Source organism: Kosakonia oryzae, assembly GCF_001658025.2.
Classification (GTDB): domain Bacteria; phylum Pseudomonadota; class Gammaproteobacteria; order Enterobacterales; family Enterobacteriaceae; genus Kosakonia; species Kosakonia oryzae.
Map to the genome: position 1 here is coordinate 2,673,927 of NZ_CP014007.2, position 20,620 is coordinate 2,694,546.

Annotated in this window: 18 protein-coding genes; 11 read left to right on the forward strand and 7 right to left on the reverse strand. The window is 53.0% G+C overall.

The window, feature by feature from the left end:
* Positions 1–2: 2 nt before the first annotated feature.
* On the reverse strand, positions 3–1,349 hold the full coding sequence (locus AWR26_RS12760; protein ID WP_064566317.1) for an SrfA family protein: 1,347 nt from the start codon (positions 1,347–1,349) through the stop codon (positions 3–5).
* Between the two features lie 279 nt (positions 1,350–1,628).
* Here AWR26_RS12760 and AWR26_RS12765 point away from each other — a divergent pair, with 279 nt between their 5' ends.
* Together AWR26_RS12765 and AWR26_RS12770 are read left to right on the forward strand one after the other, a co-directional pair.
* Entirely contained in the window at positions 1,629–3,227 is a 1,599-nt protein-coding gene (locus AWR26_RS12765; protein ID WP_064566319.1) for an ABC transporter substrate-binding protein, read from the forward strand.
* A gap of 10 nt (positions 3,228–3,237) precedes the next feature.
* Positions 3,238–3,471 carry a YdcY family protein gene (locus tag AWR26_RS12770; RefSeq protein WP_064566321.1) on the forward strand — a complete coding sequence of 78 codons (234 nt, stop codon included), beginning with the start codon at positions 3,238–3,240 and terminating at the stop codon, positions 3,469–3,471.
* Here AWR26_RS12770 and AWR26_RS12775 read toward each other — a convergent pair whose 3' ends face one another.
* Positions 3,472–3,921 carry a DMT family transporter gene (locus tag AWR26_RS12775; RefSeq protein ID WP_064566323.1) on the reverse strand — a complete coding sequence of 150 codons (450 nt, stop codon included), beginning with the start codon at positions 3,919–3,921 and terminating at the stop codon, positions 3,472–3,474.
* Complete coding sequence (locus AWR26_RS12780; RefSeq protein WP_064566325.1) at positions 3,921–4,436, reverse strand: GNAT family N-acetyltransferase; 516 nt, start codon at positions 4,434–4,436, stop codon at positions 3,921–3,923. Before AWR26_RS12780 ends, AWR26_RS12775 begins: the two co-directional genes overlap by 1 nt.
* 37 nt (positions 4,437–4,473) lie before the next feature.
* Between AWR26_RS12780 and AWR26_RS12785 the strand changes: the two genes are divergently transcribed.
* The 4 genes from AWR26_RS12785 (at position 4,474) to AWR26_RS12800 (ending at position 9,191) form a co-directional block, all read left to right on the forward strand.
* The gene (locus AWR26_RS12785; protein WP_064566327.1) at positions 4,474–5,049 is read left to right on the forward strand and encodes a helix-turn-helix domain-containing protein; all 576 of its coding nucleotides are present in this window, start codon (positions 4,474–4,476) and stop codon (positions 5,047–5,049) included.
* A 67-nt stretch (positions 5,050–5,116) separates the two neighbouring features.
* Positions 5,117–6,154 carry an NADP-dependent oxidoreductase gene (locus AWR26_RS12790; RefSeq protein ID WP_064566329.1) on the forward strand — a complete coding sequence of 346 codons (1,038 nt, stop codon included), beginning with the start codon at positions 5,117–5,119 and terminating at the stop codon, positions 6,152–6,154.
* Positions 6,155–6,402: 248 nt separating this feature from the next.
* Positions 6,403–7,059 (forward strand): GntR family transcriptional regulator, encoded by a 657-nt coding sequence (locus AWR26_RS12795; RefSeq protein WP_007372109.1) that lies wholly within the window; start codon positions 6,403–6,405, stop codon positions 7,057–7,059.
* A 194-nt stretch (positions 7,060–7,253) separates the two neighbouring features.
* Positions 7,254–9,191, forward strand: coding sequence for a methyl-accepting chemotaxis protein (locus AWR26_RS12800; protein WP_064566331.1), 1,938 nt, complete (start codon positions 7,254–7,256; stop codon positions 9,189–9,191).
* A gap of 95 nt (positions 9,192–9,286) precedes the next feature.
* On the opposite strand, the gene pqqU is transcribed toward AWR26_RS12800, so the two are convergent.
* The 4 genes from pqqU to AWR26_RS12820 form a co-directional block, all read right to left on the reverse strand.
* Complete coding sequence (gene pqqU, locus AWR26_RS12805) at positions 9,287–11,401, reverse strand: TonB-dependent receptor PqqU (RefSeq protein WP_064566333.1); 2,115 nt, start codon at positions 11,399–11,401, stop codon at positions 9,287–9,289.
* A gap of 265 nt (positions 11,402–11,666) precedes the next feature.
* On the reverse strand, positions 11,667–13,136 hold the full coding sequence (ansP, locus tag AWR26_RS12810) for an L-asparagine permease (protein ID WP_064566335.1): 1,470 nt from the start codon (positions 13,134–13,136) through the stop codon (positions 11,667–11,669).
* A gap of 447 nt (positions 13,137–13,583) precedes the next feature.
* Positions 13,584–14,894, reverse strand: a complete 1,311-nt coding sequence (locus AWR26_RS12815; protein ID WP_064566337.1) for an MFS transporter — start codon at positions 14,892–14,894, stop codon at positions 13,584–13,586.
* An 80-nt stretch (positions 14,895–14,974) separates the two neighbouring features.
* A complete protein-coding gene (locus AWR26_RS12820; protein ID WP_007375123.1) occupies positions 14,975–16,171 on the reverse strand; it encodes an L-talarate/galactarate dehydratase in 1,197 nt (398 codons plus the stop codon).
* 309 nt (positions 16,172–16,480) lie between these two features.
* Between AWR26_RS12820 and AWR26_RS12825 the strand changes: the two genes are divergently transcribed.
* From AWR26_RS12825 to AWR26_RS12845, 5 genes are all read left to right on the forward strand, one after another.
* On the forward strand, positions 16,481–17,494 hold the full coding sequence (locus AWR26_RS12825) for a LacI family DNA-binding transcriptional regulator (RefSeq protein WP_035885674.1): 1,014 nt from the start codon (positions 16,481–16,483) through the stop codon (positions 17,492–17,494).
* Positions 17,495–17,498: 4 nt separating this feature from the next.
* Positions 17,499–18,026: an AAA family ATPase gene (locus AWR26_RS12830; protein ID WP_064566339.1), complete on the forward strand. Its 528-nt coding sequence runs from the start codon at positions 17,499–17,501 to the stop codon at positions 18,024–18,026.
* A 31-nt stretch (positions 18,027–18,057) separates the two neighbouring features.
* Positions 18,058–18,678: a glutathione S-transferase family protein gene (locus AWR26_RS12835; protein WP_064566341.1), complete on the forward strand. Its 621-nt coding sequence runs from the start codon at positions 18,058–18,060 to the stop codon at positions 18,676–18,678.
* Between the two features lie 196 nt (positions 18,679–18,874).
* Positions 18,875–19,531, forward strand: a complete 657-nt coding sequence (locus AWR26_RS12840) for an SGNH/GDSL hydrolase family protein (protein ID WP_035885677.1) — start codon at positions 18,875–18,877, stop codon at positions 19,529–19,531.
* Positions 19,532–19,542: 11 nt separating this feature from the next.
* Positions 19,543–20,586 carry an acyltransferase gene (locus AWR26_RS12845; RefSeq protein ID WP_064566342.1) on the forward strand — a complete coding sequence of 348 codons (1,044 nt, stop codon included), beginning with the start codon at positions 19,543–19,545 and terminating at the stop codon, positions 20,584–20,586.
* Positions 20,587–20,620 lie beyond the last annotated feature (34 nt).

A 20,620-nucleotide genomic window follows, 5' to 3' on the forward strand; every position in this document is an offset into this window, starting at 1 on the left:
ACTCAGTCACCTGTTTTTCTGAACGTCACCGGAACGGTGGTTTTGGCGTCAAAACGTGCGCTGCACTCGGCTACGTCGTTGCTGCCTGCTTTACAGGAAATGTCCGGCATCGGGTAACGGGTACCGTCGCTGCACCGCGCGTTACCGCGACTTTTAATCAGCAGTTCGCCGGTTTCGTGCAGGCCAGAGAAGAGATCTGCGCGGCAGGTAATGTTCTTACCGTGAACAATGCGCGCCGACCCTTTGTTGTTCTGGATTTGATAACGCACCGCTGGCGCTTTGCCGGTCACGGGATCTTTGACATCCAGATCAACGCGCCAGTTACCGTTAAGGAATTTGGTTGAACCGATTTTCACTTCGACAGCATCCATCACCAGCGCGCCTTTCGGGATGGCGGAAATCACCACCGGCTCTTTCGCTGCCGGTTTCTCGGCTACGGTTTCAGCAGGGGCCGAGACTTCCGCCTGGTGCAGCGGCAGCTTCGCCGTCAGCGCAGGAATTGGCGCGGCCTGCATGGCGGGCGGCGCAATCTCGATCGGTTCAGCTTTTGCATTCACCGGCGCGGGCGCCGGAACTTCTTGTTGCTTCAGCAGCAGCGGGGTGGCAATCGCCGCCGCAACGGCGGCTGCAACCGGCAGCGCCCACAGACCGTAGCGACGGCGTTTTTTCGCAGGCGTCGCGGCAACCGGCGCGGGTTCTGGCGTCGGCGCGGCCTGCACAGGCGGCGCTTCAACCGGTTCAGGCTGCAATTTGATTTCCGGCTGCGGGCTTAACAGCGGCGCATCCGCCTGGCTGAAAGTGACTTCAACGGCAGGCTCTTCTTTTGGCTCCGGTTCCGGCAACAGGGTGATTTCCGGTACTTCGGGTTCCGGTTCGCGCAGACAGTCGAGCACATTTTCACGCGCGCTTTCATTGAGGTTGACGAACCCCCAGAAGGTGATGACCGGTTTGCCATCGACGAGGAAAACGTGGTTTTCACCGGGAAATTGCAGCGCTTTTTCCAGCAGTGAGCCAAACAGTTGCTGCGCTGTTTTCTGCGATTGCAGGCATTTGCGGCTCAGGGCATAAGCGCTGTCGAGGATATTTTCGAGATGCTCGCGGGCGCGGCTTCGCGCCTCTTCATCGGCGGCTTTCCACGAAACAGAACGACCGTCGATGGGGGAATACCAGTCGACACGATCGCCTTCATCATTAACCTGGGGTATTGCCAGACAGTCAACCAGCGCCTGCTGTTTACGCAGACGCAGTGCTTCACGAATTTGTAATGCCGAATCAAATACGGCCTGACCGCCGCCGCCCACGGCCTGGAAATCATCCAGATCGCCGCTGCGTAAGAGAGTTTTTGCCACGTTTTCATCCCATAGGCTTCTTTACGCGTCTACTATACGCAAACTTGTCGCCAGTAAAAGGAAGAGGAGACTGCAAAACCATTGAATTCTCGATGCATAGATGACATCAATCAGACTTGACGCCACGATAATTATTTAAGATAAATTTTAATCGTAATGATGGTTGATATTTCAGCGAAATCAACTGCTTTAGCATAACCTGATAGAGATTCACTATTTGCCAGTTCACCTGAGCTGTGCTGAGATTACTACTCCATATAAATAAGAAGGTTCCTGATAATGTCTACAGGGAAAACGCTGCTCGCCCTCGCGCTGAGCACACTGTTACCGGCAAGTGCTGCATGGGCCGCATCTAACGACACCATCATCTACTGCTCCGAAGCGTCGCCTGAATCCTTTAACCCGCAAATTGCCAGTTCCGGGCCAACTTTTGTTGCCAGCTCGCAGGTGCTTTATAACCGCCTGGTCACCTTTGATCCGGTGAAAAATACCCCGATTCCGTCGCTGGCGACGGAGTGGAAAGTGTCGGAAGATGGCAAAACCTGGACGTTTACGCTGCGCCAGGGGGTGAAATTCAACAGCAATAAATATTTTAAACCGACGCGTGATTTCAACGCCGATGACGTGATTTTCTCCGTCATGCGGCAGATGGACGCGAAACATCCGTATCACAATGTTTCGCAGGGTAATTACGAATATTTCACCGATGTCGGCCTTGATAAGCTGATTAAAGAGGTGAAAAAGGTGGACGACTACCACGTCCAGTTTGTGCTGAACGAACCGAACGCCGCATTTCTTGCCGACTGGGGGATGGATTTCGCCTCTATTCTCTCTGCGGAATACGCCGATGCGATGCTGAAAAAAGGCACGCCGGAAAACGTCGACAACTGGCCAATCGGTACTGGCCCCTATGTGTTGCAGCAATACAAAACCGATGCGCAAATCCGCTATCTTGCCAACCCGAACTACTGGGAAGGCCCGGTGCCGACCAAACACCTGATCTTCTCTATCACCCCGGATGTGCAGACGCGGCTGGCGAAACTGCAAACCAACGAGTGCCAGATCATTCCGGCACCGTCACCGGTGCAGTTCGATCAGATCAAAAATAACAAAGATTTGACGCTGCATACCATTGATGCGCTGAACGTCGGTTATCTGGCGTTTAACACCGAGAAAAAACCGTTTGATAACGTACTGGTGCGTCAGGCGCTGAACTATGCCACCGATAAGCAGGCGATCGTTAACGCCGTGTTCCTTGGCTCCGGCAGCGTGGCGAAATCGCCGCTGCCGCCCAATATGCTGGGCTATAACAAAAATCTGAAGGATTACAACTACGATCCGGAAAAAGCCAAAGCGCTGCTGAAACAGGCAGGCCTGGAGAAAGGCTTTGAAGCCACACTGTGGTCAATGCCGGTACAACGTCCGTATAACCCGAACTCGCGCCGTATCGCTGAGATGATCCAGAGCGACTGGGCGAAAGTGGGCGTGAAAGCGAAGATTGTCTCTTTCGAGTGGGGTGAGTATCTGGCCGGAATGCGTAAAGGCGAGCACGATACGGCACTGTTCGGCTGGATGTCGGATAATGGCGACCCGGATAACTTCGCCGATACGCTGCTGGGCTGCAACAGCATCAAAAACGGCGCCAACGCCGCGCGCTGGTGCGATAAAGGCTATGATGCGCTGGTGCAGAAAGCCAAAGTAGTCAGCGATCCGGCGGCCCGCGCCAAACTCTACGTACAGGCGCAGGATATCTTCTACCAGCAGGCGCCGTGGATTGCGCTGGCGAACGGCAAAACCTTCTACGCCACGCGCAGCAATGTGACCGGTTACCAGGTCAGCCTGATGGGCAGTGATTTCTCGAAAGCGAAATTGAATTAAAGGAGTGGATATGTCACATCTGGATGAGGTTGTCGCGCGCGTTGATGCGGCCATTGAACAGAGCGTTATTAGCGGTATGAACGAATTACTGGTTGAACTCAGCGATGACGCCGCGCTAAGCCGGGAAGAGCGCTACGCGCAGCAGCAGCGCCTGCGAACGGCGATTGCGCATCACGGCCGCCAGCATAAAGAAGATATGGAAGCGCGCCGTGACCAGCTCACCAAAGGTGGCACCATCCTGTAATTAGAACTGGCGTCTGGCTACCAACCAGGCGCCAATCACCAGCAGTACCGCGCCGCACACCGGGCCAATCAGTGCCCGCGGCGCGATCCCCTGACTCCTCACCACATCCATCACCAGCCCGCCAATCAACTGGCTTGCCACCAGAACCGCAATGGTCGTTGCCGCGCCAACGTACTGATAACCGCTGATACTGGCAAAGACAAAAAATGAACCCAGCAGACCGGGAATTAATGTCCACCACTTCACGCTGGCGTACAGTTCCTGAAACCCGCTCATCCCGTGCTTGAACAGCAAAATCGAGACAAACAGCACGATCCCCACCAGCGAGTTGAGCAGCATAGCGATAAGGATCGTCGAGGCCGACTGTGTAATGCGCACCATCAGCGTGTTTTGCACCACCAGGCCAATTCCGGCGGCGATCAGAAAGGTGAGGGTCAGCGACTGGTTCATTAGATAGCATCCGGATCGGTACGGTTATCGAGCTGCAGTTGCATAAAGGTTAAATCGAGCCAGCGGCCAAATTTGGTGCCGACCTGCGGCATTTCCCCGGTGGTGACAAAACCCAGTTTACTGTGCAGATGAATAGAGCCGTGGTTTTGCGACTCAATCCCCGCCACCATCACATGTTTGCCAATACGTTTCGCTTCTTCAATCAGGCGTTTCATCAGCGCCAGCCCAAGCCCTTTACCCTGATATTCCGGGTGCACATATACCGAATGCTCGACGGTGTGGCGAAAACCATCAAAAGCGCGCCAGTCACCGAACGACGCGTAGCCAGTGACCACGCCATTTTCTTCACTGACCAGCACCGGATAACCCAGTTTGGCGCGCGCTTCAAACCACGCAACGCGGTTCCCGACATCGACCGTTTGATCGTTCCAGATGGCGGCGGTGTTCACCACTGCATGGTTGTAGATCTCCGCGATGGCGGCACAATCTTCTTTCCCGGCAAAACGAATATTCATGGTTGAACCTCAGATTTGTACACTATAGTATTACGATATGAATACTATCTCAGACAATATAAATCAACGGATCAGTGCCCGAATTCGTGTAGAACGTGAATCCCGTGGCTGGTCATTGAGCGAACTGGCCGAACGCGCGGGCGTTTCGCGGGCGATGATCCACAAAATCGAACGCGGCGAGAGCAGCCCGACGGCGGCGCTGCTGGCGCGGCTTTCCGGCGCATTCAGCATCAGCATGTCAACGCTGATTGCCCGCGCCGAAATGCAGGAAGGAAAGCTGCTGCGCTACGCCGATCAGCCGGTATGGCGCGATCCGCAAAGCCACTACCTGCGCCGCCACGTTTCGCCGCGCAGCGATCTGCCTATCGATCTGGTGCAAATCGACCTGCCAGCGGGCAGCGATATTCCGATGCCCGCTTCTTCTTATGCCTTAGCGCGGCAGTTAATTTGGTTGCAGGAAGGCGAGTTGGTGTTTGTCGAAGGCGATACGCGGCACGAAATGAAAGCGGGGGATTGCCTGGAACTCGGGCCGCCAAATGATTGCCGTTTTATCAATGAGAGCAGCGCACCTTGCCGCTATCTGGTGGTGCGCCTCAATCACGCCGGGACATAATGTTAACGCGCTGCTGGCAGGAAACGACTAGTATCAGTAATTAGTCTTTCATGCACAGGAGAGCACGATGAACCAATCTTCTCACCGCAATCGCCGTTGGGTGCTGGCTTCCCGCCCACATGGCGCGCCCATTACCGACAATTTCCGCCTTGAAGAGGACGACATCGCAACGCCCGGCGAAGGCCAGGTGTTACTGCGGACGGTTTACCTCTCGTTAGATCCCTATATGCGTGGTCGCATGAGTGATGCGCCGTCCTACTCGCCGCCGGTAAAAATCGGCGAAGTGATGTGTGGCGCGACGGTCAGCCGCGTGGTCAGTTCACTGCATCCGGATTTTGCCGAAGGCGATTGGGTGCTGGCCTATAGCGGCTGGCAGGATTACGACATCGCTAACGGCGACGATGTGATTAACCTTGGGAAAGATCCGCAGCATCCTTCCTGGTCACTGGGTATTCTCGGCATGCCGGGGTTTACCGCCTATATGGGATTGCTTGATATCGGTCAGCCGAAAGCGGGGGAAACGCTGGTCGTTGCCGCTGCAACCGGCCCGGTCGGCGCAACGGTCGGGCAGATCGGTAAAATTAAGGGCTGTCGCGTTGTCGGGGTCGCCGGAGGCAAAGAGAAGTGCCGTCATGCCGTGGAGGTGCTCGGTTTTGATCTCTGTCTCGACCACCACGCGGAGGATTTTGCCCAACAATTGGCGGCGGCCTGCCCGCAAGGGATCGATATCTATTTCGAAAATGTCGGCGGCAAGGTCTTTGATGCCGTACTGCCATTATTAAATACTCAGGCGCGAATTCCGCTTTGTGGATTAGTCAGCGGTTATAACGCCACTAAACTTCCTGACGGCCCGGATCGTATTCCGTTATTAATGGAAACGCTGCTTAAAAAACGAATCCGGTTACAGGGATTTATTATTACGCAGGATTATGGTCACCGAATTAACGAATTCCAGCAAGAAATGGGGAAATGGGTAAAACAGGAAATTATTCACTACCGTGAGCAACTAACAGAAGGTCTTGAGCAAGCGCCGGAGACCTTTATCGGTATGCTGGAAGGTCGAAATTTCGGCAAGGTGGTGGTGCAAATTGGAGCGCCACGCTAAACGATTGATGGCGGCGAAAAAAACCGCCATCACTATTGTGCAAAATCTGAAAAAACGTCTTTAATTAGACAAGCATAAGGAACTGATAACCTTGTGAAGGCGGTTCCTGGTAGTTGTGCATAATAACTAATTATTAGCTACATCTTTACGCGACAATCCAATACCAGGCATGTTTATATAATATATTTGAATGATTACGGACACGCTACCAGGCTGAAAATAAATAAGAAATGATACAGGACGCAAACATGCTTGATTTGGAAAAAGCGCAACGAACCAGCCTCACTATGCAAGTGGAGGCGAGTCTGAAGAATGCGCTTATTATCGGTGCGCTAAAACCTGGCGCGCGGCTTATCACGAAAGAAATAGCAGATCAGTTGGGTACCAGCATTACTCCGGTACGCGAAGCGCTTTTGCGGTTGGTTTCCGCAGGCGCGCTGCATGCCACACCGGCGCAGGCGTTTTTAGTGCCAGAGGTCAGCCTCGAACGCTATGACGAAATCAACCAGATACGCAAAAACCTTGAAGGGATGGCAGCCCGTGCCGCCAGTCAAAGTATGACCCCAGAGAGGATCAGGGAGTTGCGTGCGCTGGCTGCGGCTTTTCACGAAACACTAAAAAGTGGTCATACCGAGCAGATGTTGCAGGCAAATCGGATTTTTCGCTTTTCGATTTACCAGCAGGCAGGTATGCCGACATTGACAGCGCTCATTGAGCAATTATGGGTACGCATTGGCCCATGTTTTAATTATCTTTATCCACATTCGGATGATTTAACACGCAGCCACGATTATTCAGACCTATTAGCCGCACTGGAAGAAGGTGATGCTTTTGCCAGCGAGCGCGGAATATGGCGTGCCATCGATGAGGGCGCAAACATTATCCATAAGCAATTTTATCGCTGAGCAATTTTTCTTAAATACAAACACTTAAGCTAAATCATGGATGTTGCCCGACAAAAATTTGTCATTGGGGCACATCCATATCACGTTTTGCATTTATAAGACCAATTAATACCTGTAATCCACGCATTCGCTGCCGATAACCTTTTAGCGCGTAGTTAGGCGCTAACATTTGGTGTCCAGCGAGGAGTCGGGGAATGTCATTTAACCAACGGTTAAGCAATATAAAAATTAGTAGAAAGCTGTCGGTAGGATTTGGGTTAGTTCTGTTTCTGGTTGCTGTTGCTTCTATCCTCAGTGTGTTGCGCTTTCAGGAAATCCGCGACGTCTACCAAAAAACCAATCTGTTGTACAACATCAACATCGAAGTGTTTCAGGCAAAAATTAACCGCCTGAAATATTTCTATGGTGATGATAAATCTGGTCAGGTGATGTCTGATTACGTGCGCCACGCTTCAGAGTTGACGGCCAGCGCTGACAGTATGAGCTGGTCAACCAACGAAAAGCAGATCATCAGCGATGTCGCCGATCATCTGGCGAAATTCCAGAGCAGCATTGGCGAGATGCAAAAAGCGACCAGTGATATTCACGCTGTGCGTGATGCGCTGGATAAACTCGCTGCTGAAGATCTTGCCGCCAGCTACACCACACTCGTGCGTACGCCGGTTGCCGATCCGGGCCTGATGGCGCAAGTTTATGAGCAATTATTTGCTATCAGTGCAGTGCGTGACGCGGCGCTGGTTGTCCGCTATAGCCCAGGCAAAGAGAGCAGCGACGCGCTGGAGCGCCATTTCAGCGACACGCAAAAAAGTGTACAAGCGCTGGCGAGCCAGTTGCCTGGCGAACTGCAAGCGCCGTTACAGGCTTTATGGGACAACACCGTTAAATACCACGATCTGAGCCGCAACTATTTCACCGCTTATCAGGCGCTGAAGGCCGCAGAAGATCATGTTAAAACCGGTGGTGATAACAGCAGCGCGGCGCTGAAGCAGATCATTACGCTGGTAAAAGCGCACAACGATGAGCTGGCCTATAGCTCCAGTACCATCGCCGCCATTATCGGCGCGATCGCCATTTTGCTGGGTGTGATTGTCTCCTGGTGGGTGATCCGCCAGATTACCCGTCCGATTGACCGCAACCTTGCCCTGGCGGAACGTATTGCCAGCGGCGATCTCAGCTCGCAAATCCGCGCACAAAGTACCGACGAACTGGGGCAACTGACCGGAGCAATGGGGCGGATGAACGACACACTGCGGGCAATGATCCACGAAGTGCGTAACAGCGTGACGAAGGTTTCCCGCGCGGCAACCGAAATTGCCGAAGGTAATACCGATCTCTCTTCCCGTACAGAACAGCAGGCCGCAGCGGTTGTGCAAACGGCTGCCAGCATGGAAGAGTTAACCGCGACGGTGAAAAATAACGCCGACAACGCCCGTAACGCCAGCAGCCTTGCGGCGCAGGCCTCGCAGACGGCCGGCGAAGGCGGTACAGTGATGCGCGAAGTGGTGAACACGATGGGCGATATTCACAGCAGCTCTAACAAAATTGCTGATATCACCGCAGTGATTAACAGCATTGCGTTCCAGACGAACATTCTGGCGCTGAACGCCGCAGTGGAAGCCGCGCGTGCCGGTGAACAAGGCCGTGGGTTCGCCGTAGTGGCCAGCGAAGTACGCAGCTTGTCTCAGCGCAGTTCGCAGGCGGCAAAAGATATTGAGCAACTGATCAGCGAATCGGTTTCCCGTATCAATGTCGGCAGTGAACTGGTGGCCAAAGCCGGTGAAACCATGGACCAGGTTGTCCAGTCGGTAACGCGTGTTAACGATATCATGGGTGAAATTTCCTCCGCATCGGAAGAGCAGAGCCGTGGTATCGAGCAGATTGCCCGCGCAGTGAGCGAGCTGGACAGCACCACGCAGCAGAACGCGGCGCTGGTGAGCCAATCGTCTTCCGCGGCAGGTTCGCTGGAAGAGCAGGCGCGTCTGCTGGAAGAGCTGGTGGCTACCTTCCGTCTGGAGCAAAACGAAGCCAAAAGCGCAGCGAAAGCGGGAAAACCCAAAGCCACGCCAACGGCGAAAGCGCCTGCTGCAGTGCGTGAAACACAAAGCAGCGATGAAGGCTGGACCACCTTCTGATAGCGTTTTAACGCGATAAAAAAAGCCCGTAAGCATCAGCTTCCGGGCTTTTTTGTCGATTAAAACCGCCTTCCGGTGAAGGCGGCTGGCGAGGATTATTCGAATTGATAAGCGATAGACAAACCGACGCCGTAGTTACGTCCCGGAGCGGGTTCGTAGTAACGACCATTCGATTCATTAACGATCACTGAGCCAACATATTCACGGTCAAACAGGTTATCGATGCGGCCAAACACATCCATCATCCAGTTGCCGTAGCTAAATTTGTAGCCAGTGTTAATGCCCGTAACGGTGTAGGAGGGCGCTTTCGCACTGTTTTCATCGTCGGCCATAATATCGCTCATATAGCGCACATCGGCACCCGCGTACCAGCCCTGATCCGGGATCCAGCCCAGCGACGCATAACCCATATTGCGCGCAATACCCGGAATACGGTTACCATTACAGTCGCTGTCGGTACAGACTTCGCTACGGTACGTGGCATCCAGATAAGTCCATGCCACTTTGGCACGCCAGTTTCCGGCGAATTGCTGATCGAGCGACAACTCTGCGCCCTGGCGGCGGGTTTTCCCGGCGTTTTTGTACGTGGTGCGTCCACCGCTGCTGGTGTCGGTCACAATCTCATTATCGGTATCGGTGCGGAACAGCGCTGCGGTCAGCAGGCCGTTACCGATTCGCGTTTTGCTACCGATTTCCACGGTTTCATTGGTGGAGGGTTTCAGCGCGAAATTCAGCCCGCTCTGGTTACCGGAACGATAGGAGAGTTCATTAATGGTCGGTGTTTCAAAACCGCGCCCGGCTGCCGCATAAACGTTCCATGCATCGGTGAGCGCATATTTCAGCGAGGCCGCTGGCAGCCACTTATGGTAACTTGCTTCACCGCTGTCATCGCCATTACCGGCCGTGACATAGTGATCGTTGGAATCAAACCACACTGAACTGTAGCGCACGCCCGCATCGAGAGAGAGTTTATCCGTCAGTTGCCAGGCCGTTTGCACGTACGGATCGAGGTTCCACATCAGGTTGCGTTCGTCACGGCGCAGATTGCCTTTTTCGCCGTAGATCGGCGTCGAGCCATCCATCACATAGTTTTCGTAACCTTTGCGATTCTCGCTCATGTTTTCGTAGTTCAGACCGCCGGTGACAGTCACCGGCACGCCCAACTCGCCACGGTGCGTCCAGCGCGTGTCGATGCCCTGATAATGGCGCGTCAAATCGATCACACCGCCTGAATGGGCCGGGTTAAGCTGCGGCGCGCGCGGGATCGACTGATACTGCGTCGTTTCACGTTCCCCGGCGTACATCATCACGCTTAAATCATCCTGGCTGCTCATCTGGCGCTCATAGCGCAGCCCGGCCTGCGTTTGTTTGATGGTTTTGCGGGTGTTGTACTGGTCAGCACGCGGCGACTGGCGCGGATTATCCTGCCACTCCTCTTTGGTCAGGCCGCCCGCGTCGTTGGCTTTGATATCAACGCTGTTAAAGATCAGGCTCAGCTTACTGACATCATCAATGCGCACGCCCAGTTTGGCGTTGGCGAGATTTTTGCGCGCGCCGCTGTGATCGCGGTAGCCGCCGGTGACGAAGCGGGTGCTGGAAACGGTGTAATCCACGTCGCCCGCATGTGTACCGTCGCCTACCGCACCGGTTGCTTTCAGGCCGTAACGCCAGCTTGCGTCGCTACCGTAATAGCTGCTGGCTTCAATGGTTGTTGGCTGACGCCCGGTCTGCGTGGTGACATTCATCACCCCGCCAGAAGCGTTGCCGTACAGCGCCGAGAAAGGGCCGCGCAGCACATCAATGCTCTCCACGCTGTTGAGATCGATATTCGACGTTTGCCCCTGACCGTCCGGCATTGTCGCAGGAATACCATCCACATACAGGCGAATACCGCGCACGCCATAAGTGGAACGCGAACCAAAACCCCGGATGGAAAGTTGCAGATCCTGGGCATAGTTTTGCCGGTTTTGTACCTGCAAGCCGGGGACGCTGTTGAGCGATTCCGACAAATTGACGCGCGGTGCCGCCTGGCGGATATCGTCGCCCTGTACAACGCTGACGGCGGCAGGGCTATCAAGTTCAGAGACTGTCTGTGGCGCGGCGCTGACGATCATCGTTTGTTCATTGTCAGCGGCAGAAGCAGACGGAGAGAGGACAACCGGGAGTAATAACGCCGGCAGTGTGGCCTTCGTGGCAGAAAGAATAGTCATATCGGAACCGAGTGAGAAAAACGAACCAAATGGAACATGCGCCAATATGTTAAAGGTTATGTAAATATTTTGAAAACATTAAACGCACGTTAAGTTAAGAATCAGTGTAGTCCCTGCCTGCCAGATGCGCTTCTGCACCATTTGGTGTTGCGCTTTATTGTTATTAATGAGAGGGCAAAACGCGGTATGTCAGCGTACCGGATGATGTTATTCGTCATAAAAAAGGGAAGGCCAGAGCCTTCCCTTAATGTTTACTGCCGCCCGTTTAGCGCGAGGCGTTCTCCGTCGGCGCAACCGGCGCAGTGCTGTGAATTTCATGTACGCGTTTACGTACGCCAAACCAGCCTGCAACCAGCAGCACGGCAATCAGCGGGATAGAACCGATGGTGTAAGTGCCGTTCGGATAGTCAAACGCCATCAGCACCAGTACGCTCAGCAGGAACAGCAGCGTCAGCCATGAGGTGACCGGCGCGCCAGGCATTTTGAAGCTGACATCCGCCACTTTGCCTTCTTTGATCGCCTTACGCAGACGCATCTGGCAAATCACGATAAAGCCCCAGGAGGCGATAATGCCCAGGGAGGCCACGTTCAGCACGATTTCAAACACCTGCGACGGCACCAGATAGTTGAGGAACACCCCGACGATATAGACGCAAATGGTGACCAGAATACCGGCATAAGGCACATGATGGCGGCTCATTTTCGCCATAAACTTCGGCGCAGAACCCCCCATCGACATCGAACGCAGAATACGGCCGGTGCTGTAGAGCCCGGAGTTCAGGCTGGAAAGTGCAGCGGTCAGCACCACCATGTTCATGATGTCGCCAATGTAAGGCACGCCCAGTTTGGAGAAGAAGGTCACAAACGGGCTTTGACCTGCCTGATAGGCATTCCACGGCAGCAGCAGCACCAGCAGGACCACCGAGCCGACGTAGAACAAACCGATACGCCAGATCACGCTGTTGATCGCTTTTGGCACCATGGTCTGCGGATCTTTACACTCACCGGCGGCAGTACCGACCAGTTCGATAGAAGCAAACGCAAAGACCACGCCCTGAACCAGCACCAGCGCTGGCAGCAAGCCGTGCGGGAAGAAACCGCCGTTGTCGGTGATCAAGTGGAAGCCGGTTGTGCCGCCGTCCAGCGGTTTACCGCTGCCGAGGAAGATGGTCCCGACAATCAGGAACACTACAATCGCCAGCACTTTGATTAACGCAAACCAGAACTCCATTTCGGCGAACCATTTCACGCCAATCATGTTCATGGTGCCGACGACCGCCAGCGCGGCCAGCGCAAAGACCCACTGCGGCACATCGCCAAACGCGCCCCAATAGTGCATATAGAGCGCAACAGCGGTGATATCGACGATACCGGTCATCGCCCAGTTAATGAAATACATCCAGCCGGCGACAAACGCGGCTTTTTCGCCCAGAAACTCGCGGGCATAGGAAACAAAGCTGCCGCTGGAAGGGCGATGCAGTACCAGTTCGCCCAGTGCGCGGAGGATAAAGAAAGAGAAGAGACCACAAACCAGATAGACGATTGCCAGCGATGGCCCCGCCATCTGTAATCGTGCGCCTGCGCCCAAAAATAAACCTGTCCCAATCGCGCCGCCAATGGCGATCATTTGTACCTGGCGATTACCCATCGCCCGGTTGTAGCCCTCTTCATGAGAGTTAAGCCAGCGTCGTTTCGCCGCGTGATGCTCCGTGGCGCTGTTGTTGTCTGTTTTCATCTCGTTACCTGTTAACCTGTCTGAACCTTGCGGAATTCCTCAACCTGCGTGAGCAAAAGCCAAACGATTGCTCCCGCGGTAAATGTTTGCCTTTCCAGTGATTCTACGTATGGATAAGAGAAACATGGCGCAGCATCCTACCCGCAATCGGCAAATGACGCAAAACATACCCGCCGCCAGTGATGGGACTATTAGCAGAAATTGTGAGGTGAAAGGAGACAAGCAGCGTAAATGATTCAACCAGAAGATAAAAGCAACAGAAAAAACCAGCCATAAACCGGTAAATACCTGACAATTTTGCAAGGTTATAGCCTGATTCCATAAGCATGCATAATGACCGCCGCGCCGACTTTGCTACTTTTTTGCTTATTAATGTAAAAAAAGCTGCTCCGCCGGGAGTACAGGGTGACGGAGCAGCGCGGCGTTAGCGGGACGCCAGAATCAGACTCAGGCCGCCGTTGGCGTGAGCGTAATGCGCTCCAGCGAACCAACAATAAACAGATACGAGAACAGACCAATCAGCCCCATTGAGCCGACATACAGAATGGCGTAATCGAAGGAGTGGGTATTGGCGAGGATCACGCCAATGACCAGCGGTGTGACAATGCTCGCCAGGTTACCGCACATGTTGAACACGCCGCCTGCAATACCGAGCACCTCTTTCGGCGACGTATCACTCAACACGCACCAGCCCAGATTGCCAAACCCTTTAGCGAAGAACGCCACGCTCATTGCCGCGACCACTACCACTTCTGAGTCGGTATAGTTGGCCAGCACAATCACGCAGGAGAGCAGCATGCCGCAGATCACCGGGAATTTGCGCGCCGTCGTCAGGCTGTAACCGCGCGTCAGCAGCCAGTCGGAAACAACGCCGCCCAGCAACCCACCGATAAACCCGGCGATCGCCGGAATACTGGCAATAAAACCGACTTTCAGAATCGACATTCCTTTGGCCTGGTAAAGATAGGTCGGAAACCAGGTCAGGAAAAACCAGGTAATCGAGGTGACGCAAAATTGCCCGATATACACACCGATCATCATGCGATTAATACAGACGCTTTTGATCTGCGCCAGGCTGATTTTTGCCGGGCCTTTTTTACTGCCAAGCGACGGTTCACCGCCACCGTCGCGAATATAATCAATTTCCTGCTGGTTAATGCTTTTATGCGCTAACGGATCGCGAACTTTCACCAACCAGAATATGCCAAGTACAACACCGATCGCGCCAATATAATAAAAAACATAATGCCAGCTCAGATTGTGCAAAATAATGGTCATCAGCGGCGTAATAATACCCAGCGAAATATATTGCGCCGCCTGATACACGGCGGTGACAAATCCGCGTTCTTTATTCGGGAACCACTGCACGCTTAAGCGGCTGTTGGCCGGAAAGGCAGGCGCCTCAATCGCGCCCATCAGCAGACGCAGCACCACCAACACAATTAGCGGGCTGGCGTAGAGGTAGATGGTGCCCTGAAACATGGTGACTATCGACCAGCCAATCAGCGCGCAGCCATACACCAGACGTGAACCATATTTATCCAGCAACCAGCCGCCGGGAATTTGCAGGGCCACGTAAGAAATACCAAATACCGAAAAGGCGAGACCAAGGGCCTCTGGATCAAAACCTAATTCTTTGCTCATGATTGGCGCGACCACCGAAAGAGTCGCGCGGTCAGCATAATTAAATACGGTGGCAAGAAATAAGAAAACAAGAATGCTGTAACGCACATTGGTGCGTTTAATTATTGTATTCATCGCAACTCCTCGAAACAGGGTTGAATGTGGTGTAGGGAACAGAAAAAAGACGGGAGGGCTCTCCCGTCAGGATGTCATTATTATGGGCGTTTACCGAATTCACAGCTGGTTTGCGTCCACGCGCGGGCCTGTTCGCTGATGCTGAAACCAAGCCCGTGGCGATCAGAGACGTACATACGTCCATCACGCAGTTCAAGCTGTTCGTTAAATAGCGGGTTCAGCCATTCGAAATGCTCCAGCCATGGCTCCAGCGGGTAAGCGGCAGAGAGGTGCAGGTGAACTTCCATAGCAAAGTGCGGCGCCAGTTTACGGCCATGTTTGGCGGCCAGATCCATGATCTTCAGGAACGGTGAAATCCCACCGACGCGCGGCGCATCCGGCTGCACAAAGTCGCTGGCATTGCCGAGGATAAGTTGTTCATGTTCGCGGAAGCTGGTCAGCATTTCACCTGTAGCGATTGGCGTATCCAGAGCGGCAGCGAGCTGGGCGTGGCCTTCAACGTCATAGGCATCCAGCGGCTCTTCAATCCAGATCAAATTGAATTTCTCCATCTGGCGGCCCATGCGAATCGCGGTTTCGCGATCCCACTGCTGATTGGCATCAACCATCAACGGGAAATCATCGCCCAGCGCTTCACGTACGGCGGTCAGACGGCGGATATCTTCTTTCGTGTCCGGCTGGCCGACCTTAATTTTGATGCCGCCGATGCCGTTTTCACGGGAAATAATCACATTTTTCAGCACCTGATCCAGCGGGGTATGCAGGAAACCGCCAGAGGTGTTGTAGCACTGTACCGAGTCGCGGTGCGCGCCCAGCAGTTTCGCCAGCGGCAGACCTGCACGTTTGGCTTTCATATCCCACAGCGCAATATCGATAGGGGAGATGGCCTGCACTGCCATGCCGCTGCGGCCAACCGATGCGCCTGCCCACAGCAGTTTGGTATAGATTTTGTCGATATCGTTCGGATCTTCGCCCAGCAGGTTATCGGCAATCTCTTTGGCGTGCGCATAGATCCCCTGGCCCCCGGCGCGTTTGGAATAGCTGAAACCGACACCCTCAAAGCCATCACGGCTACGGATCTCCGCAATGATAATCGCCACTTCGGTGAGCGGCTTCTGACGGCCGGTGAGCACTTTCGCATCGCTTACTGGCGTCGCCAGCGGCAGGAAGGCGAGGGAGAGTTTTACCCACGCAATACGATCGCCGGTTTCAGCGGCGGTTTTTGCCCCTGCGGCTTTGGCATAGGTCACGGCATCGGAATTCGCACTTACGGTCATGATTAGCTCCTGTGAACAACAAAATGTTTGCGCTAACATTTGTAGATCCGCAATAAATCAATAACCAGAAAAAGGGTGTGATTATGTACAATCGATCACAAATTATGGCGTTAAAGAGAGAGCATCTGTGAATAACATCGCATTTAAGGGTTGCAGAAAAAGCGGCAGTCGCATAAATGATAGCGATAACATAAAAGGAGGGAAATACCTGCTAACGCACTGATTTCTGAGGCACGGCGGCAATGAAGGGAGAAATGCGTATAATACAATGCGAGAATCATAAAAACGCTGAATGCTCTGTGAGTGAACATGTCGAAAACGTCTCGTTCTGTCCCACCGCGTGCGCCCACGCTGGAAGATGTTGCCCGCGCCGCTGGCTTATCATCCATGACCGTAAGTCGGGCGCTTAACACGCCGCAACTGGTACGGCCCAAAACGGTAGAAAAAGTCATCGCGGCGGTCAAAGCGACAGGGTATATCCCCAATGCCTTGGCCGGTGGACTGGCCTCGCGCCGCAGTAAATTGATTGCTGTGGTGGTGCCGCAAATTAACAACAACATGTTCGTCGACACGATTCAGGCCATCAGCGATGAGCTGGCGGTGCGCGGTTACCATATGTTGCTCTGCGTGGCCGGATACACGCAACAAACCGAAGCCGATCTGGTTGCCGCGCTGCTTTCGCGCCGCCCGGACGGTATCGTCCTGACCGGGATCCATCACTCGACCGATCTGAAAAAAGTGCTCCTCAATGCCAACGTACCGGTCGTGGAAATCTGGGATTTAACCCCGACGCCGCTGGATATGCTGGTGGGTTTCTCCCACGAGAAAGTCGGCCAGGCGACGGCCGAGTATCTGCTGCGTAAAGGCTATCGCCGTCCGGGTTTGCTGTGGACGGTGGACAAACGCGCCGCGCAGCGTAAAGCCGGATTGCGCGAAGTGCTGGAGCGTAACGGCATCAGCGAACCCGGCAGTGTCGATGTGGCCTTACCGGCGCGATTCACCTCGGGGCGCCAGGGGCTAGCGCAGCTACTGGAGCAGGGCGATTTCGATGTGATTGTTTGCAGCTCCGACACGCTGGCGCAGGGCGCAATTATTGAAGCGCAGTCGCGCGGTTTACAGGTGCCGCGCGATCTGGCGGTGATTGGCTTTGGCGATCTCGATTTTGCCGCCGGCAATCAGCCTGCCATTACCACGGTCAGCGTCGATCGGCAAATTATTGGTCAGCGCGCGGCAACGATGCTGGCCGATCGTATCGAAGGCAGCGAAGTTGATGCGCCTATTGTCGATATTGGCTTCCATTTTGTTGAGCGGGAATCCGCATAACTCCATGAAAATTAATATTATCGGTACCAGCGGCAGCGGAAAATCAACGCTGGCGAAACGCATCGCCGCGAAGCTTAATTTGCCGTATATCGAAATGGACAGGCTCTACTGGCGGGCCAACTGGCAGGGAACACCGGATGAGGAGTTGTATTCCCGCCTTGAACAGTTACTGGCGCAGCCGGGCTGGGTACTCGATGGCAACTACAATCGCAGCCGGGATATAAAATGGCGGCATGTCGATCTTGTTGTGTGGGTTGATTACGGTTTCTGGCGCACGTTGCGTCAGGCCGTGTTGCGCGCTGCGCGCCGCGCCTGGCACAAACAGGAGTTATGGCCGGGCACCGGAAACTGTGAAAGTTTCCGCCGTTCATTCTTCAGCCGCGAGTCGATCATTATCTGGACGATAAAGACCTGGCGCGTGAATCGCCTGCGTTACGCGCAGGATATGGCTGACCCGCGCTACCAGCATCTGCGTTTTGTGCGTCTTACCAGCCCACAGCAGGCTGACGAATTTCTCGCCACTCTGACCTAAAATTAGGGCTTATCCTCTGTAAGGAGCCCTTATGATCACTGTTTATGGTGTCCCCGGCTGGGGATCGGCGCTAAGTGAAGTGATGCTGACGCTGGCGGAAATCCCTTATCGCTTTGTCAATGTTGACGGCTTTGACCAGCCTGGCGCACAGCAGGAGAGGTTGAAAAAACTTAACCCGCTGGGCCAGGTACCGACGCTGCAGCTTGATGACGGCAGCATTATGACCGAATCGGCCGCCGTGGCGTTGATGATCCTCGACCAGCGCCCGGATTTAGCGCCGCCCGTCGGCACGCCGGAAAGACAACAGTTCTGGCGATTACTGGTATGGCTGGTCGCCAATGTTTATCCCACATTTACCTATGCTGATTATCCGGAACGCTGGGCTAGCGCCGCGCCGGAACAATTACAGGAAAACTGCAAGGCATACCGTAAATCGCTCTATTTGTGGCTGGAGAGTCAGCTAAAAGCCACGCCGTACGCATTTGGCGAAACATTGACGTTACTTGATATCTATATCTGCGTAATGCGAACCTGGGGACCGCGCCATGCGTGGTTTAAGGAGCATACGCCGAAATTCAGCGCCATTGCCGATGCGGTTTGTTGCGTGCCAGCCCTTCAGGAGGTACTGCGAAATAATGACATCCTGACGTAACGGATTATTGCTGGGTATTTAAATATTCTTAGAGCATCATATAAATTGAAAGGCTATATAGAATTAAGGGGCGAAAATTAATTGATATCGCCCCTTTTCTGTGAGACAACTCTTACCGGGGCGATGTCCTGAGATAATATTTCCGGATGGCAATAAAAGATGGAAATATCATATTAACACTAACGGGATGAGAGTAATGGAATATATTCATTCGTATTTGGTCGGTGGTTCGTGGTTTACTCTGGGTGATAGCATAACAGAACGCGGATGGTATCAGCCCATTGTCGCCAAAAATCTGGGGCTTGCTGAGTGGACAAACTATGGTATTGGTGGAACTTGTATTGCACAGAAAAACCAACATGATAATACCGCGATGTGTTTACGATATAACCAGATGGGGGAGAACCCTGATTTGATTACCATCTGGGGCGGAGGAAATGACTTTGGCTTTAACTTCGGTTCCGAGGGCGGTACAGAAATAGGAAAAATCAAAGATAACACGCCCTTGACATTTTATGGCGCGATGAATTTATTACTGGCTGGCGTCATTAAAAAATATCCGTTGGCGCGCGTCGGATTCATTGTCACTACACCGGTTTCCTTTGCCCGTGGCAGAGATCAAAAAAATGCTAAAGGATATTATCTTACCGATTACTGTCATGTTTGCCGTGAGATGTGTGAGCAATACTCCATTCCTTATCTGGACTTACAAAAGAATTCCGGCTTCAACGAACTCAATATGAATATTATGACCAGCAACACCGCTGGAACAGTTTCCGACGGGCTGCACCCTTCAAAATTAGGCATGGAAAGATTAGCGAGTAAAATCACGCATTTTATCTTATCGCTTTAGGAGAGCCAGCAATGCGGATTGCAACCATTGATATTCTGAAGATATTTTCGATCTTCTTTGTGGTAATGGCACACACCACGCTGTTTTTTCTCAATCGCAATGGTAATGATGTCATATTATGTTTTTTAAGGCAGGCCGGGTTACTTGGCGTATCGCTATTTTTCGTGTGTAGCGGTTATTTCTTATTAAATAACAAACATGAAAACCAGGCAAATTACGTCATTGGCAAGATCAAAGGCATCGTGGTCGTGCTGATTTTCTGGCTGGTATTTTATTACGTTTATGACAACGAGTTCATCAGTAGATTTACCGCTATTCCGGATATTGGTTTCCTCAACTATCTCAATGTCAGTAATGCAAACACCGAAGCCACACCGCTGTGGTTTATCTTTGCCGTCATTCCGCTCTACGTGTTTACGCCGCTATTTCGATATTCGTTTAAAAAGGAGCATGCCACAGAGATCCTGAAAATCCTCATTTTGATGGTGGTGATTTCTAATCTGACGTTAGTGAACGCATTGACCGGGGCTTACTTTTCCTTCGCCATTTTCCCGTTCAATTTGCTGATACCGTTTCAACCTGAAGGATTAATCTGTTTTTTGGTTGGCGGTTATCTCGGGTTGGTAAAGCCAGGCTTCAGGCCCTGCGGCATCGCGCATTTAGCGGCATTGTTCTCGGCTATCGCGGCGTTAATTGCGCTGTCACTTATTTCCTCCCACGTCGGGATCGCTATTTTCTACGGTAAATTTTACAACTTACTGTTGCTCACGGCGGCGGTAGGTCTGTTTATTTTTATGACCAGTTTAAACATTAATACCTCACCAGCCTGGGTGAATCACCTCAGTGAAAATGTATTGGGAATTTACCTCGTGCATAATATTTTTGTTATCGAGATACACAATGCATTTATTCATGAAAGGCTGTTGCGTATGACGGGGATTACAGACACATACCTCTATATTTTGTTTTATTCGTTACTGGCTTTTCTTCTTTCTTACGGCCTTTGTACGCTGCTCAAACGTACCCGGGTAACGGCCAGGCTGGTCACACTTTGATAAATCGGTGCGAACGCGTTGTGCTACTGTGACA

Bases quoted from the DNA above. Each gene is read 5' to 3' on its own strand.
- AWR26_RS12795 (WP_007372109.1), top strand. From the start codon at position 6,403: ATGCTTGATTTGGAAAAAGCGCAACGAACCAGCCTCACTATGCAAGTG.
- ansP (WP_064566335.1), bottom strand. From the start codon at position 13,136: ATGAAAACAGACAACAACAGCGCCACGGAGCATCACGCGGCGAAACGA.
- AWR26_RS12775 (WP_064566323.1), bottom strand. From the start codon at position 3,921: ATGAACCAGTCGCTGACCCTCACCTTTCTGATCGCCGCCGGAATTGGC.
- AWR26_RS12785 (WP_064566327.1), top strand. From the start codon at position 4,474: ATGAATACTATCTCAGACAATATAAATCAACGGATCAGTGCCCGAATT.
- pqqU (WP_064566333.1), bottom strand. From the start codon at position 11,401: ATGACTATTCTTTCTGCCACGAAGGCCACACTGCCGGCGTTATTACTC.
- AWR26_RS12770 (WP_064566321.1), top strand. From the start codon at position 3,238: ATGTCACATCTGGATGAGGTTGTCGCGCGCGTTGATGCGGCCATTGAA.
- AWR26_RS12790 (WP_064566329.1), top strand. From the start codon at position 5,117: ATGAACCAATCTTCTCACCGCAATCGCCGTTGGGTGCTGGCTTCCCGC.
- AWR26_RS12825 (WP_035885674.1), top strand. From the start codon at position 16,481: ATGTCGAAAACGTCTCGTTCTGTCCCACCGCGTGCGCCCACGCTGGAA.
- AWR26_RS12815 (WP_064566337.1), bottom strand. From the start codon at position 14,894: ATGAATACAATAATTAAACGCACCAATGTGCGTTACAGCATTCTTGTT.
- AWR26_RS12845 (WP_064566342.1), top strand. From the start codon at position 19,543: ATGCGGATTGCAACCATTGATATTCTGAAGATATTTTCGATCTTCTTT.
- AWR26_RS12780 (WP_064566325.1), bottom strand. From the start codon at position 4,436: ATGAATATTCGTTTTGCCGGGAAAGAAGATTGTGCCGCCATCGCGGAG.
- AWR26_RS12820 (WP_007375123.1), bottom strand. From the start codon at position 16,171: ATGACCGTAAGTGCGAATTCCGATGCCGTGACCTATGCCAAAGCCGCA.
- AWR26_RS12800 (WP_064566331.1), top strand. From the start codon at position 7,254: ATGTCATTTAACCAACGGTTAAGCAATATAAAAATTAGTAGAAAGCTG.
- AWR26_RS12835 (WP_064566341.1), top strand. From the start codon at position 18,058: ATGATCACTGTTTATGGTGTCCCCGGCTGGGGATCGGCGCTAAGTGAA.
- AWR26_RS12840 (WP_035885677.1), top strand. From the start codon at position 18,875: ATGGAATATATTCATTCGTATTTGGTCGGTGGTTCGTGGTTTACTCTG.
- AWR26_RS12765 (WP_064566319.1), top strand. From the start codon at position 1,629: ATGTCTACAGGGAAAACGCTGCTCGCCCTCGCGCTGAGCACACTGTTA.
- AWR26_RS12830 (WP_064566339.1), top strand. From the start codon at position 17,499: ATGAAAATTAATATTATCGGTACCAGCGGCAGCGGAAAATCAACGCTG.